A 13298-nucleotide genomic window follows, 5' to 3' on the forward strand; every position below is an offset into this window, starting at 1 on the left:
GATTGTGCTGGCGAACCTACTCCAAGATCACGAAATCACGCTGAAAATCCCGAAAAATCGGGAAAAAGTGAGGTGCAGTTGCTAGGCTCTCACCTGTCCCAAATCCGGGGTTCCGATGCTAGGGACCGACCGGAGTGAGGTGTCATGGGCCGAAGCCGCACGATCAGGGTGAAGATCGTCGGCCTGCTGCTAGTCCCGCTGGTCTCGATGATCACCTTGTGGGGTGTCATCGTGGCCGTGACCGCAGGCGAGAGCCTTGAGCTGCGTTCGTACAAGGAGCGCTGGACCAATCTACGCCAACCGGCGAGCCAGTTGATCGGCGAGCTTCAGCGCGAGCGGCTGACCTCGGCCAGACTCGTGGTGCGCCGGCACGCTCCCGCGGACCAGAGCGACGCCTACGAGCAGCGGGCCAGGACCGACGCGGCCAGAGACAGTTTCCGGCGGCTGTCGGACCGCTCGCGCAGCTCCAGCAGCGAGGCGGTGCGCCGCCAGATCGACACGGTCCTCAGCCAGCTGTCGCGCCTTGAGGCGATCAGAGGCGAGGTCGACGCGGGACTGTCGCCCAGGCTGCCCACGATCGAGGCCTACAACGCGATCTCCGACGCGATCTTCGGCCTGCAGCGCAGCGTCGCGCTGATCGACGACATCCCGATCTACGAGCAGTCACGCCTGGTCATCAACCTCGGGTACGCCAAGGAGCTGCTGACCAGGGAGCAGGCCATCGCGGTCGGCAACCCCGCCGACGAGGAGCGCAAGCTCTTCACCCAGCTCGTCGGCAACCGCCGCTTCCTCATCGACCAGGCGCTGTCCGAGCTGGACGCGCCGCTGCGCGAGATCCAGGTCGGCATCATCACCACCCCTGCGTACCAGCGGCTGAGGATCATGGAGGAGCAGATCATCGCGGGCCGCGCGCCCGCCGACTGGCCCTCCACCTCCACCGCGCTGGCCAACGCCATCCAGAACGCGCAGAACGAGGCGAGCGTCGTGCTCACCGAGCGCGCCGAGCCCGTGGCCGACGCGGTGCTCGTCAACGCCATGGTCCTGGCGGGCACCGGCCTGCTGGTCGTGGTGGTCTCGATCGTGATCTCGCTGCGCATGGGCAACAGGCTGTCCAAGGAACTGGCGGGACTGCGCCAGGCGGCGCTCGAGGTGGCCGAGACCGAGCTGCCGCAGGTGGTCCGCAAGCTGCGTCAGGGCGAGGAGGTCGAGATGCCCGAGCTGACCGTGCCGGGCAGGACAGCCGAGATCGCGGACGTCGGCAAGGCCTTCGCCACCGTCCAGCAGACCGCCGTCGAGGCGGCCGTGGGCGAGGCCAGGCTGCGCGCCGGCGTCGGCCAGGTCTTCCGCAACCTCGCCAGGCGCAGCCAGACGCTGCTGCACCGCCAGCGCATCCAGCTGGACGGCATGCAGCGCACCGCGACCGATCCGCAGGCCCTCGACGACCTGTTCCGCCTCGACCACCTGACCACCCGCATGCGCCGCCACGCCGAGGGACTGATCATCCTGTCCGGCGCCGCCCCCGGCCGCGGCTGGCGCAAGCCGGTGCCGCTGCACGACGTGGTGCGCGGCGCCTCGGCCGAGGTGGAGGACTACACCCGGGTGACCGTCTCCCCCATGCCCGCCCACTCGCTGGCCGGGCCCGTGGTCGGCGACGTCATCCACCTGATCGCCGAACTCATCGAGAACGCCACTGTCTTCTCCCCTCCGCAGACCACGGTGATCGTGCGGGGCGAGCTCGCCGCACACGGTTTCGTGGTGGAGGTGGAGGACAGGGGCCTCGGGCTGAGCGAGGAGGAGCTGGCCGACCTCAACGAGCGGCTGGCCAACCCGCCCGAGTTCGATCTCGCCGACAGCGACAGGCTCGGCCTGTTCGTCGTCGCCCGCCTGGCCGCCAGGCATGACATCCGCGTGACGTTGCGCGGTTCGCCATATGGAGGGACCACCGCCATCGTGCTGATCCCCGCAGAGCTCGTCGTGACACCCGAGGAGCAGGAGCAGGAACCCGTGAGAAAGATGCGGGTGGTGACCAGTGAGTGAGGAGCGCTGGCTGGACGAGGACGCAGGTCCCATCGTCCCGGCCTACCTGCTGACCCGCGGTCGCACCGTGCCCGCGAGCGAGGCCATCGACCTCATCGCCGTGATCATCACGGCGGGCGGCCTGGCCATGCCCGTGGGCCTCGGCCCCGAGCATCTGATCATCCTTCAACAGTGCACCAAGCCCACACGGCTGGTGGACGTGGCCGCGGAGCTGAACCTCCCGATCGGAGTCGTGCGTGTGCTGGTCGGCGACCTGCACGCGCAGAAGCTGGTCGAGGTCGAGAAGCCGCCGCCCGCGCCCGACGCCAAGGTGATGCTGGAAGTGATCAACGGGCTGCGCGCCCTGTGATCACCGGCCTGCGTCCGCTGATCGGCGGACCGCGGGCCCGTGGCTCCTCAGCGGGCCTCAGGCCCCGTGCCGCCGGTCGGTACGGGGCCTGCCGCCGTGTCCCTCACCTGGCCGCGAGCCCGGTGAGGACGAGCTCCGCCCGGTGGCAGGCGACCGTCCTGCCCGCCACCTCCCGCCGTTCGGGCGCGCTCTCGCACTCCGGTACGGCCAGCGGGCACCTCAGCCTGAACGGGCATCCCGTCTCGGCGGGCGCCGACTCCGCCCGTCCCCTGGCCACCGGCGGCTCGCCGCCCAGCTTCGGCACGGCGTCACGCAGCGCCAGCGTGTAGGGGTGGGCGGGGCGCCGCAGCAGGTCCTCCGTCGGCCCCGACTCGACGATCCGCCCGGCGAAGAGCACGTGGGAGGTACGGCACAGCCGCCCCACCACGGCCAGGTTGTGAGTGATGAGCAGCCGTTCGGTCCCGACGCCTTCGAGCAGACCGAGGATCCTGGCCTGGACGGTGACGTCGAGCGCGCTGGTGGGCTCGTCGAGGATGAGCAGCTCGGGCCGCACGGCCAGGGCCCTGGCGATGACCACGCGCTGGCGCTGGCCTCCCGACAGCTGGTGCGGCTTGCGACCTGCGAGGGCGGGGTCGAGCCCGACCTCCTCCATCAGCGCGGGCACCGCCGCCCTGTCACGGCTTCCCTCGGCGATCGAGCGGCCGACGGACATCCTGGGGTCGAGCGACTCGGCCTGGAAGACCGGCTGGACCGCCTTCCTGAAGACCTTCATGTCGACCTCGCGCAGGTCCCGCCCGCCGTACGTGATGCGGCCCCTGACGGGCTTGAGCAGGCCGAGGAAGGCGCGGGCCAGTGTGGTCTTGCCCGAGCCTGACTCGCCGATGAGGCCGACGCCGCCCGCGGAGATGTCGAGGGTGACGTCGTGGACGACGGGAGTCCTTCCGTAGGCGAGGGTGACGCCTTCGGCGCGCATGATCATGGGAGCGCCTCCAGCAGCTCGCGGGTGTAGGGGTGGCCGGGGCGGGTGAACACCTGGGCGGCCGGGCCCGACTCCACGACCTCGCCGTCCTTCATGACCAGCACGTGGTCGGCGATCGTGGAGACGAGCGCGAGGTCGTGGGAGACGATCAGGAGGGCCAGCCCTCGTTCCTCGCGGAGCCTGCGCAGCACGCCGACCACCTCGGCCTGGACGGTGACGTCGAGGGCGCTGGTCGGCTCGTCGGCGAGGATCACCTCCGCGCCGAGCGCGATGGCGAGGGCGATGGCGAACCGCTGGGCCTGGCCGCCGGAGATCTCGTGCGGGTAGCGGCGCAGGATCGCGGGATCGAGCATCACGGCCTCGCACGCCTCCGCCATCACCCCGTCGATCCCCCCGCGCGGACTCCCGCCCGGGACGCCGGGTTCCTCTGAAGGGCTCTTCGCCCGGGAAGGCCGGCCGGTGACGCCATGGAGCCTGAGCGCCCTGCGCATCAGCGCGCCGAGCCGCGTCGTCGGCGACAGCGCCGCCTGAGGCGACTGGATGACCAGCGCGGCCTTCGACCCCCTGATCGCCCGCAGCGCACGCGGCCTGGCCCGCAGGACGTCGACCCCGCACACCGTCACCTCCCCCGACACGTCGGCGCCCTCGGTGAGGCCGAGCGCGGCCAGCAGCGTGGTGGACTTGCCCGACCCGCTCTCTCCCACGATCGCCACGCACTCTCCCGCGCCCACGTCGAGCGCGGGCACGTGCGCGACCACCCGGGTCCCGTAGGCGACCCGCAGGTCGCGGATGCTGATCACCTGGCGGCCCTCCGCGGGTCGAGCGCGCCGCGCAGTCCTTCGCCGAGCACGTTGAACGCGAACGCCGTCAGCAGGATGGCCAGGCCGGGGAAGGTGACCACCCACCAGTTCGTGGTGAAGAGCGTCTGTCCCTGCTGCACCATCAGTCCCCATTCCGCGGTCGGCTCGTGCGCGCCGAGCCCCAGATAGGACAGCGCGGCCGCGGTCAGGATCACGCCTCCCGCGTCCAGCGAGAGCTGCACGAGGACGGGTGTGAGGGAGTTCGGCAGGACGTGCCGCGCCACGATCACGGGGGCGGGCACGCCCAGGCAGCGGGCCGCGTCCACGTAGCTCCTGGTGGCGACCGAGGCGGCCACCGCGGCCGACAGGCGGGCGTACCAGGGCCACCAGGTCACCGCGATCGCCAGGATCACCGTGGTCACGCTCGGCTGCAGCACGACGGCGAGCGCCAGCGAGAGCAGCAGCGCGGGGAAGGCGAGGAAGACGTCGGTGATCCGCATGATCACGTCGCGCGCCCAGCCGCCCGCGTACCCGGCGACGACGCCGAGCGTGACGCCGACCGTCGCCGACATGGCCAGCACGGCGGCGGCGATCGCCAGCGAGGTGCGCCCGCCGTACAGGACCTGGGTGAGGACGTCGCGGCCGACCTGGTCGGTGCCGAACCAGTGCGCACCACTGGGCGGCAGCAGCGAATCCAGCGGCCTGGGGTCGTTCTCCTCGTACGGCGCCAGCCACGGCGCGAAGATCGCCGACAGCGCGATGAGCACGAGCAGGACCGCCCCGAAGGCCGCGAAGCGGTCGGGGACGCGGAACAGTCGCCTGCGCGGCTCGACGGCGGTCATCGCGCCCTCGCTCTCGGGTCGATGACGCCCTGCAGCAGGTCCACGACCAGGTTGGCCAGCACGTAGACCCCGGCGACGAGCACGGTCACGCCCGCGATGCCCGGCGTGTCCGCGGAGGTGATGGCGTTGAACGCGTAGCGCCCGAGTCCAGGCCAGTTGAACACCGCCTCGACGAGGAAGCCGTTGACCAGTGAGTAGGCGAAGACGAGGGCGATCAGCGACAGCACGGGGTTGAGCGCGGGCCGCAGCGCGAAGCGCGTCAGGATGGCGGTCTCGCCGAAGCCCATGGCCCGTTCCAGCCGCACGTGGTCCTGGCTCGACTCCTCGATGAGCGCGGCGCGGGTCATCTGGGCGATCACGCCCGCCGGATAGGCGGCGACCACCAGCGACGGCAGCACGAGGTGGTTCAGCGTGCTGGTGAAGATCGGCCAGTTGCCGGTGATGAGGGCGTCCACGATCGTGATGTTGGTCCAGAGCGTGAGCGGGCTGGTGGTGTCGAGCGTGTTGTCGTACTCGCCGGCGACGGGGAACCAGCCCAGATGGCTGGCGAACAGGGTCTGCAGGGCGAGCGCCAGCCAGAACACGGGGACGGAGACGGCCAGCATGGAGCCCAGCCGTACCGACAAGTCGGGAAATTTCGTCTTGTAGCGGGCGGCGAGCACGCCGACCGGCACCCCCACCAGGATCGCGACGATCAGGGCCGCGCCCACCAGCTCCAGCGTGGCGGGGAAGGCGGTGAGGAGGTCGTCGACGACCGGCCTCCGGGTGCGCAGGCTCGTGCCCCAGTCGCCGGTGACGAGATCCCTGGCGTAGTTCCAGAGCTGAACGTGGAGCGGCCGGTCCAGGCCGAACTGCTCACGTGCGGCGGCGAGCTGCTCGGGCGTCGCCTTCGGCCCCGCGTACGCCACGGCCGGATCGCCCGGCACCATCCGCATGATGACGAACGTGAGCATGACCACGCCGGCCACGACCAGGAGAGCCTGGCCGAGCCGGCGAGCCAGGTAACGCATCACCCGGTGGGCTTCAGCTCGTAGAAGGAGACCACGTTCGGGTAGGCGGGGTTGTCGACGTACCCCTGCACGCCGGCCGAGAGCGCGCGCTGGTAGGTCTGCACGTACGGCACCGCGACCGCGGCCTTCTCCTCGATGATCTTCTTCTGCAGATCCGCGTAGGACTGCTCGGCCGCGGCCCTGTCGGTCGCGGTCAGCTCGGGCAGCGCGTCGATCGCCTTGTCGACGGCCTCGTCCTTCAGGTAGGAGAGGTTGAAGGAGACGGGGTCGGCACTGCGGAAGACGTTGACGAACCACGAGTAGGGGTCGGCGTAGTCGGGGAACCAGTACATGACGAAGATGTCCTGGCCCTTCTTCTTGCCGAGGTCCCACTGCGGGTTCCACTGCATGGGCTTGGCCTGCAGGGTGACGTTGAGCTTCTTCAGCTCCGTGCTGAGCAGCGTGACGAGCAACTGCTGGTCGGCGTCGCCCTGGGCGTAGGTCAGGCTGAGCTTCAGCTCCTTGAGGTCGGGACCGTAGTCGGCCGAGGCCAGCAGCTCGGTCGCCTCCTGGATGTCCTGCTTGGGCTCCAGGCCGGGGGTGAAGCCGAGCAGGCCCTGCGGCACCAGGCCCGAGCCCTTCTGCCCTGCGCCCTTGAGCGCGGCGGCCAGACCGTCGTAGTCGAGGACCTTCTGCAGCGCCTGCCGTACGCGGACGTCCTTGAGCGGGCCGCTCTCGGTGTTGAACAGCAGCATCAGGTTCTGGAAGGAAGGCGTCTGCGCCGCCTGGACGCCGGCGGTGGTGCCGGCCTGCGCGAACAGCTGCGGGTTGAGCCGCTGGACGAAGTTCACCTCACCCTTCTGCAGCAGCTGCCAGGCCGTGTTCAGCTCCGGCGTGACGCGGAAGGCCACCTTCTTGTACTGCTCGGGCTTCCAGCCGCCCCAGTAGCCCTCGAAGGCCTTGAGCGTGAGCTCGGTCTCCTTGCCCTTCTCCCACGTGTCGATCGTGTAGGGGCCGGTGCCCGCGTCGGTCTTGCCGTCCTTCGCCTGGTCGACCGTGCTGGTGTCGTAGATGTAGGAGGCGTAGCCGGAGGAGGCCACCAGGTCGAGCGGGGTGGCGTAGGACAGGGTGAACTTCAGCGTGTGCTCGTCAGGGGTCTCGATCTTCTTGACCGAGTCCCAGATGTAGGCGGCGCCGCCCTTCATCTTCCTGGTCCGCTCGATGGCCTTCTTGGCGGCCTCGGCGGTGACGGGGTTGCCGCTGTGGAACTTCACGTTCTCGCGGAGCTTGAACGTCCACTCCTTGCCGCCGGCCGCCGAGCTCCACTCGGTGGCCAGGCGCGGCTCGGGCTTCTGGGTCGTGACGTTGTAGCGGGTCAGCGACTCGTAGATGTTCTGCATCGCGATGTTCTCGTTGGAGTACGAGGTCGCGGGGTCCCAGTCGGTGACCACGTCCAGGTTGGGGGCGTAGACGAACGCCTTGTCGTTCTCCGTCGCCGTGCTCGCCTGGGGGGAGGCTGTCGATCCTGTGGCGGTCCCTGTGGCGGGCGCTGAAGGGGGCTGGCTGGCACCGCGTACCTGTCCGCCCGCGCACGCGGAAGCGGTCATGGTCACGGCCCCGACGACCCCTGCGGTGAGCAGACGCTTGTGCCAGCGCATGGGGGGATTTCCTTTCGTAAGCCACTCTGACGGGATCCGCGCTTTTCGCCCAGGTTTCACCCCGCCCGCGCAAGATCGTAGCGACTTACACCTCCCGCTTGGCGGGCATCACCACAACAGCAGCCCGACTCCGGCGGTGATCAGAGAGGCGAAGCTCACCACGCCCCTGATCGTGTTCCACCGCTGCCAGCGCGAGGTGTAGGCGGACCAGAGCCGCTGCGCCTCGCCCTGGCCCGCCTCCAGGGCGTTGTTCATCGGCACGTTGATCGCCGCGGTGACCGCGAACGACCCGACGACGTAGAGGGCGCCGGAGGCGAGGAAGGCGATCCCCGCCTCGGAGACGTCCTGCGTCAGGAGCAGCGCCCCGGTCGCGAGAGGGGCGACGGGCGTGGCCAGGTACATCAGGAGGAACACCGGGTTCAGGATCTTCCTGTTCACGCTGCGCATCGCCGCGACCGCCTGGTCGGCCCTGATCGCGTCGAGCCCCGGCATCACCGAGATCGTGAACCCGTAGAACAACCCCGCCATCGCGCCCAGCAGCACCAGGCTGAGCAACGCGGTGATCTGCGTCAGCGTCGTCATCGTCGGCCCCACACCCCGGTCGCGGCGCTCTCCTCGGCGTACGGGCGGGAGTCCCGCGGCTCACGGCCCGGCGAGCCGACGCGATCAGGCGGACCGAGGGACTCGAGCTTCTTCACCACGCGGCGGCCGGTCTTGCCGGTCCCGCCCAGGACCAGGTTCGTCATGCCCTCAGCTTGGCCGGGACCCCTGCGCGGCGGCCATCGTCGAGAAGCTCGCCCGCATCATCGAGCGTCTAGGCTTTCCGACATGGACGCTCTCGCAGGACTCCTCGACGGGCCGCGAGCCCGGGGCGCCTTCCTGCTCCGTTCGATCATGACACCGCCGTGGTCGGTGCGCATCCTCGACCGGGCCCCGCTGACGCTGGTCTCCATGCTGCGCGGCGAGTCCTGGGTGGTGCCCGACGGCGGGCCTCCCGTACTGCTGCGGCCGGGTGATGTGGCGATCATGCGAGGGCCCGAGGCCTACAACGTGGCCGACGACCCCGGCACCGAGCCGACGATCCTCATCCACCCCGGCGAGCGCAGCACCACGGTCGACGGCGTGGAGCTGTGCGCGTCGATGGACCTGGGCGTCCGCACGTGGGGCGACAGCCTCGACGGCCCCACGGCCATGCTCAGCGGCACCTACCAGATGCAGGGCGAGATCAGCAGGCGGCTGCTGCGTGCCCTGCCGCCGACACTGGTCGTCCCCTCACTCGACTCACCCCTGCTCACGCTGCTCGGCGACGAGGTGGCCAAGGACCAGCCCGGACAGGAGGTCTTCCTCGACCGGCTGCTCGACCTGCTGCTCATCGCCACGCTGCGCGCCTGGTTCTCCAGGCCCGAGGCGGAGGCGCCCGCGTGGTACCAGGCGCACAGCGACCCCGTCGTCGGCCGCGCCCTGCGGGTGCTGCACAACGAGCCCGCCACCCCGTGGACCGTCTCCGCGCTGGCCGAGCGCGTCGGCGTCTCCCGCGCGGCGCTGGCCCGCCGCTTCACCGAGCTGGTGGGCGAGCCACCCATGTCCTACCTGACCGACTGGCGGCTCACCATGGCCGCCGACCTGCTGCGCGAGCCCGAGGCGACCGTGGCGTCCGTGGCCCACAAGGTGGGGTACGGCAGCGCGTTCGCGCTGAGCACGGCGTTCAAGCGGGAGAGGGGCCTCAGCCCCCAGGAACACCGCATGGCCCCCGCGTAACCCTCCCCCGACCCGGCCCTCCCGGAGAACCCCGCTCCTGACGAGCCGCACCAGCGGAACGCCCGTCCGCCCCTGACCGCCCGCCAGGGCGGGAACCCCACCACGCGAGCCGCCCCATCCGGAAACACGCCCGCGGATGCGGCCACGCCGACGGCGGCCGAGGACGAATATTACACTCCGTTACGATTCCACGCTCTGAGCAGCGGACATATCACGGTACGTGATCGCCGCTGTGCCCCGCCTGTCCCCCGGCGGAAGGGCATGGCTATGGGTGCTCGTGGCCGCCCTCGCCTGGACCATGCAGGTCATCGGCCCGCCCGCGCCCCACGCCGAGGCGCACGCCTCCGAACGCGAGGTCGTCGCCACCGAACGCTTCTCGGTCGAGGAGATCTCGCGGAAGGCGGGACGACTCCTCCGCCGTCCCGCCCGCCGGGCCGCACCGAGGCCTCGCACCCCCGCGAGCAGCGTGCCCGCCGCGCGCCCATGCGCGCGGACGGCCGAACTCCAGACGCTGCTCTGCGTGTGGCGTACGTGACAGGGCTCCACGCCCGCCGTACCACCACATGATCGGAGCCAGACATGAAGGATTGCTGCGTCGTACTGGAGACATGGACCCATCACTGCCCTCAATGCCGCTCGGAATGGCAGCACACCTATGAGGCGTGGCACGTCGACAACGGGCGTGGCAGGTGCGCCGTGACCTGGCGTGACCGCGGCCACCTGGTGCCCGCGCCGTGGACGGGGCCCGCGTGTCCCGAGTGCTCGACCCCCTCGAAGGCGGCCGTTCCCCGCTGAGGAGGCGTGCCGCCGCCGTTCCCGCCGGAGGGCGGCGGCACGCGCGTGGTCGTCCCCGCGTCGCGGAAAACGTCGGTGCCGGAGTCTAGGGTTGCGGGTTCAGGCTCGCCGTGACGGCGGGACCGAAGTCCTGCTGGGCGCGCGCCCTCGGCGGACGGGACCATCGGGAGCGGAGGCGCCTGGTCGGCGTGCCGTGCGGGAGGAAGGGCCCTCCTGTGCAGGCAAGACGGCTCAGGCGAGCGCACTCGCGCCCCGGGTCCGGCACAATGGGCGGCGGACCATCGAAAGGCGAATCAGTGCTCTCTATTCACCAGCGGATCGCGGAAGAGCTGGGCGTACGCGACGGGCAGGTGCAAGCGGCGGTCGACCTGCTCGACGGCGGCGCCACCGTGCCGTTCATCGCGCGTTACCGCAAGGAGGTCACCGGCGCGCTCGACGACGCGCAGCTGCGCACGCTGGAGGAGCGGCTGCGCTACCTGCGCGAGCTCGAGGAGCGGCGCGCGGCCATCCTGGAGTCGATCGAGTCGCAGGGCAAGCTCACCGACGAGCTGAGGGAGCAGATCCTCGCGGCCGACACCAAGGCCCGCCTCGAGGACATCTACCTCCCCTACAAGCCGAAGCGCCGCACCAAGGCGATGATCGCCCGCGAGCTCGGGCTGGAGCCGCTGGCCGACGCGCTGCTCGCCGACCCGACGCTCGACCCCACCGCCACCGCCGAGCCGTACGTCGTGGAGGGGCTGGCCGACGCCGCCGCGGCCCTGGAGGGCGCGCGGGCCATCCTGATCGAGCGGTTCGCGGAGGACGCCGACCTGATCGGCACGCTGCGCGAGCGCATGTGGTCGTACGGCAGGGCCGCCTCGACCGTGCGCGAGGGCAAGGAGGAGGCGGGGGCCAAGTTCTCCGACTACTTCGACTTCAGCGAGCCCTTCACCAAGCTGCCCTCCCACCGGATCCTCGCGATGTTCCGCGGCGAGAAGGAGGAGATCCTCTCGGTGGCGCTCGAGCCCGAGGAGGGGCCCGAGTACGAGCTGCGCATCGCCTCCCGCTTCGGTGTCTCCGACCAGGGCAGGCCCGCCGACAAGTGGCTGAACGACACGGTCCGCTGGGCGTGGCGCACGCGGATCCTCGTCCATCTCGGCCTCGACCTGCGCATGCGGTTGTGGCAGGCGGCCGAGGACGAGGCGGTGCGGGTGTTCGCCGCCAACCTGCGGGACCTGCTGCTGGCCGCTCCCGCGGGCACGCGCGCCACGATGGGTCTCGACCCCGGCCTGCGCACCGGCGTCAAGGTGGCCGTCGTCGACGCCACGGGCAAGGTCGTCGAGACCGCGACCATCTACCCTCACGAGCCCAAGCGGCAGTGGGACCAGTCGCTGGCCGTGCTCGGCGCGCTCGCCCAGAAGCACGGCGTCGAGCTGATCGCGATCGGGAACGGCACCGCCTCCCGCGAGACCGACAAGCTGGCCGGCGAGCTGGTCAAGCACATGCCGGGGCTGACCAAGATCGTGGTTTCGGAGGCCGGCGCGTCGGTCTACTCCGCCTCCGCCTACGCCTCGCAGGAACTGCCCGACCTCGACGTGTCGCTGCGCGGCGCGGTCTCGATCGCCCGCCGCCTGCAGGACCCGCTGGCCGAGCTGGTCAAGATCGACCCGAAGTCCATCGGGGTCGGCCAGTACCAGCACGACCTGGCCGAGACCAGGCTGTCGCGCTCGCTCGACGCGGTGGTCGAAGACTGCGTCAACGCGGTCGGCGTCGACGTCAACACCGCCTCGGCGCCGCTGCTGACCCGCGTGTCGGGCATCGGCTCGACCCTGGCCGACAACATCGTCCAGCACCGCGACGCCAACGGGCCGTTCAGGTCGCGCAGCGCGCTGAAGGAGGTGGCGCGGCTCGGCCCCAAGGCGTTCGAGCAGTGCGCCGGATTCCTCCGCATCCCCGGAGGCGACGACCCGCTCGACGCCTCCAGCGTGCACCCCGAGGCGTACCCCGTGGTGCGCCGCATCCTCACCACCGTCGGCACCGACCTCAAGTCGCTGATCGGCAACACCGCGACGCTGCGCTCGCTCAAGCCCGCCGAGTTCGTCGACGACACCTTCGGCCTGCCGACGGTGACCGACATCCTGGGCGAGCTGGAGAAGCCGGGACGTGACCCGCGGCCGGCGTTCAAGACGGCGACGTTCAAGGACGGGGTGGAGAAGCTCTCCGACCTGTCGTCCGGGATGATCCTCGAAGGCGTCGTGACGAACGTCGCGGCCTTCGGGGCGTTCGTCGACATCGGCGTGCACCAGGACGGCCTGGTCCACGTGTCGGCGATGTCGCGCACGTTCGTCAAGGACCCGCGTGATGTGGTCAAGCCCGGCGACATCGTCAAGGTCAAGGTGCTCGAGGTCGACATCCCGCGCAAGCGCATCTCGCTCACGCTGCGGTTGGAGGACGAGAGCGCCGCGGGCTCCCGGCAGGGGCGCGGCGGCCGTTCGTCGGAGGGCCGCGCGGACGGCCGTCAGGGCGGCGCGCAGCAGGGTGGCCGCCCCGGTGGCGGCCGGGCCGCTGACGGTCGCGGCGAGGGCCGCTCGGGTGGCCGCTCCGCCGACGGACGCTCCGGCGGTGGCCGCGGCGCCGACGCCGGACGCGGCGACAACCGCGGTGATGGTGGCCGTGGTGACGGCGGCCGTGGTGGCCGCGACGGCGGAGGCCGTGACGGTGGCCGCGGGAACGGCGGCGGCCGTTCCGGAGACGGCCGCGACGGTGGTCGCCAGGGCGGCCAGCGCGGCGGCCAGCGCCGGCCTGCCCCGACAGGCGCGCTCGCCGAGGCCCTGCGCAAGGCGGGCCTGGCAGGCGACGACTACTGATCGCACGCGGGGTGGGCGCACCGACCCAGGTCGCCCACCCCACGCCCCAGGTCAACCACCAGAGTTCCCGTACGCCCCTGCCCGATCGAGCGCCACCGCCCGGTCCCTCGCGCCACCGACAGCGCGTCACACCACCCGCGCCCCTGCCGCTTCGGTCGACTTCCGTACCCCGCCCGCCAGCGACGACCCCGCACACCCAGCGCCACCGAACGACCGTCACACCACCCGCTCCCTGCCGCTCGGTC

Annotated in this window: 12 protein-coding genes; 5 read left to right on the plus strand and 7 right to left on the minus strand. The window is 71.0% G+C overall.

Going from position 1 to position 13298, the window contains the following annotated elements:
• Positions 1 to 144: 144 nt before the first annotated feature.
• Positions 145 to 2037, plus strand: coding sequence for a sensor histidine kinase (locus ACFSKW_RS38830; protein ID WP_379578624.1), 1893 nt, complete (start codon positions 145 to 147; stop codon positions 2035 to 2037).
• Complete coding sequence (locus tag ACFSKW_RS38835) at positions 2030 to 2386, plus strand: DUF742 domain-containing protein (RefSeq protein WP_354913508.1); 357 nt, start codon at positions 2030 to 2032, stop codon at positions 2384 to 2386. Before ACFSKW_RS38830 ends, ACFSKW_RS38835 begins: the two co-directional genes overlap by 8 nt.
• Before the next feature lie 103 nt (positions 2387 to 2489).
• On the opposite strand, the gene ACFSKW_RS38840 is transcribed toward ACFSKW_RS38835, so the two are convergent.
• The 7 genes from ACFSKW_RS38840 to ACFSKW_RS38870 all read right to left on the minus strand — a co-directional run bounded on the left by ACFSKW_RS38840 (position 2490) and on the right by ACFSKW_RS38870 (position 8400).
• Positions 2490 to 3365, minus strand: a complete 876-nt coding sequence (locus tag ACFSKW_RS38840) for an ABC transporter ATP-binding protein (protein ID WP_379578627.1) — start codon at positions 3363 to 3365, stop codon at positions 2490 to 2492.
• Entirely contained in the window at positions 3362 to 4165 is an 804-nt protein-coding gene (locus tag ACFSKW_RS38845) for an ATP-binding cassette domain-containing protein (RefSeq protein WP_379578629.1), read from the minus strand. The genes ACFSKW_RS38840 and ACFSKW_RS38845 overlap by 4 nt, the downstream gene beginning before the upstream one ends.
• Positions 4162 to 5007: an ABC transporter permease gene (locus ACFSKW_RS38850; protein ID WP_379578631.1), complete on the minus strand. Its 846-nt coding sequence runs from the start codon at positions 5005 to 5007 to the stop codon at positions 4162 to 4164. Before ACFSKW_RS38850 ends, ACFSKW_RS38845 begins: the two co-directional genes overlap by 4 nt.
• The gene (locus ACFSKW_RS38855) at positions 5004 to 6017 is read right to left on the minus strand and encodes an ABC transporter permease (protein ID WP_379578633.1); all 1014 of its coding nucleotides are present in this window, start codon (positions 6015 to 6017) and stop codon (positions 5004 to 5006) included. The genes ACFSKW_RS38850 and ACFSKW_RS38855 overlap by 4 nt, the downstream gene beginning before the upstream one ends.
• Positions 6017 to 7654, minus strand: a complete 1638-nt coding sequence (locus ACFSKW_RS38860) for an ABC transporter substrate-binding protein (protein WP_379578635.1) — start codon at positions 7652 to 7654, stop codon at positions 6017 to 6019. The genes ACFSKW_RS38855 and ACFSKW_RS38860 overlap by 1 nt, the downstream gene beginning before the upstream one ends.
• A 108-nt stretch (positions 7655 to 7762) precedes the next feature.
• Positions 7763 to 8236 carry an anthrone oxygenase family protein gene (locus tag ACFSKW_RS38865; RefSeq protein WP_379578637.1) on the minus strand — a complete coding sequence of 158 codons (474 nt, stop codon included), beginning with the start codon at positions 8234 to 8236 and terminating at the stop codon, positions 7763 to 7765.
• On the minus strand, positions 8233 to 8400 hold the full coding sequence (locus tag ACFSKW_RS38870) for a hypothetical protein (RefSeq protein ID WP_379578639.1): 168 nt from the start codon (positions 8398 to 8400) through the stop codon (positions 8233 to 8235). The genes ACFSKW_RS38865 and ACFSKW_RS38870 overlap by 4 nt, the downstream gene beginning before the upstream one ends.
• An 82-nt stretch (positions 8401 to 8482) precedes the next feature.
• Between ACFSKW_RS38870 and ACFSKW_RS38875 the strand changes: the two genes are divergently transcribed.
• The 3 genes from ACFSKW_RS38875 (at position 8483) to ACFSKW_RS38885 (ending at position 13053) form a co-directional block, all read left to right on the plus strand.
• The gene (locus tag ACFSKW_RS38875) at positions 8483 to 9412 is read left to right on the plus strand and encodes an AraC family transcriptional regulator (RefSeq protein ID WP_379578641.1); all 930 of its coding nucleotides are present in this window, start codon (positions 8483 to 8485) and stop codon (positions 9410 to 9412) included.
• A gap of 220 nt (positions 9413 to 9632) precedes the next feature.
• Positions 9633 to 9947, plus strand: a complete 315-nt coding sequence (locus ACFSKW_RS38880) for a hypothetical protein (RefSeq protein ID WP_379578643.1) — start codon at positions 9633 to 9635, stop codon at positions 9945 to 9947.
• 526 nt (positions 9948 to 10473) lie between these two features.
• Complete coding sequence (locus ACFSKW_RS38885) at positions 10474 to 13053, plus strand: Tex family protein (protein ID WP_379578645.1); 2580 nt, start codon at positions 10474 to 10476, stop codon at positions 13051 to 13053.
• Positions 13054 to 13298 lie beyond the last annotated feature (245 nt).

It is taken from the genome of Nonomuraea mangrovi, assembly GCF_042681425.1.
Classification (GTDB): Bacteria; Actinomycetota; Actinomycetes; order Streptosporangiales; family Streptosporangiaceae; genus Nonomuraea; species Nonomuraea mangrovi.

Coding starts and splice junctions, on each gene's coding strand:
- ACFSKW_RS38855 (WP_379578633.1), bottom strand. CDS start 6,017: ATGCGTTACCTGGCTCGCCGGCTCGGCCAGGCTCTCCTGGTCGTGGCC.
- ACFSKW_RS38830 (WP_379578624.1), top strand. CDS start 145: ATGGGCCGAAGCCGCACGATCAGGGTGAAGATCGTCGGCCTGCTGCTA.
- ACFSKW_RS38860 (WP_379578635.1), bottom strand. CDS start 7,654: ATGCGCTGGCACAAGCGTCTGCTCACCGCAGGGGTCGTCGGGGCCGTG.
- ACFSKW_RS38885 (WP_379578645.1), top strand. CDS start 10,474: ATGGGCGGCGGACCATCGAAAGGCGAATCAGTGCTCTCTATTCACCAG.
- ACFSKW_RS38850 (WP_379578631.1), bottom strand. CDS start 5,007: ATGACCGCCGTCGAGCCGCGCAGGCGACTGTTCCGCGTCCCCGACCGC.
- ACFSKW_RS38870 (WP_379578639.1), bottom strand. CDS start 8,400: ATGACGAACCTGGTCCTGGGCGGGACCGGCAAGACCGGCCGCCGCGTG.
- ACFSKW_RS38865 (WP_379578637.1), bottom strand. CDS start 8,236: ATGACGACGCTGACGCAGATCACCGCGTTGCTCAGCCTGGTGCTGCTG.
- ACFSKW_RS38840 (WP_379578627.1), bottom strand. CDS start 3,365: ATGATCATGCGCGCCGAAGGCGTCACCCTCGCCTACGGAAGGACTCCC.
- ACFSKW_RS38875 (WP_379578641.1), top strand. CDS start 8,483: ATGGACGCTCTCGCAGGACTCCTCGACGGGCCGCGAGCCCGGGGCGCC.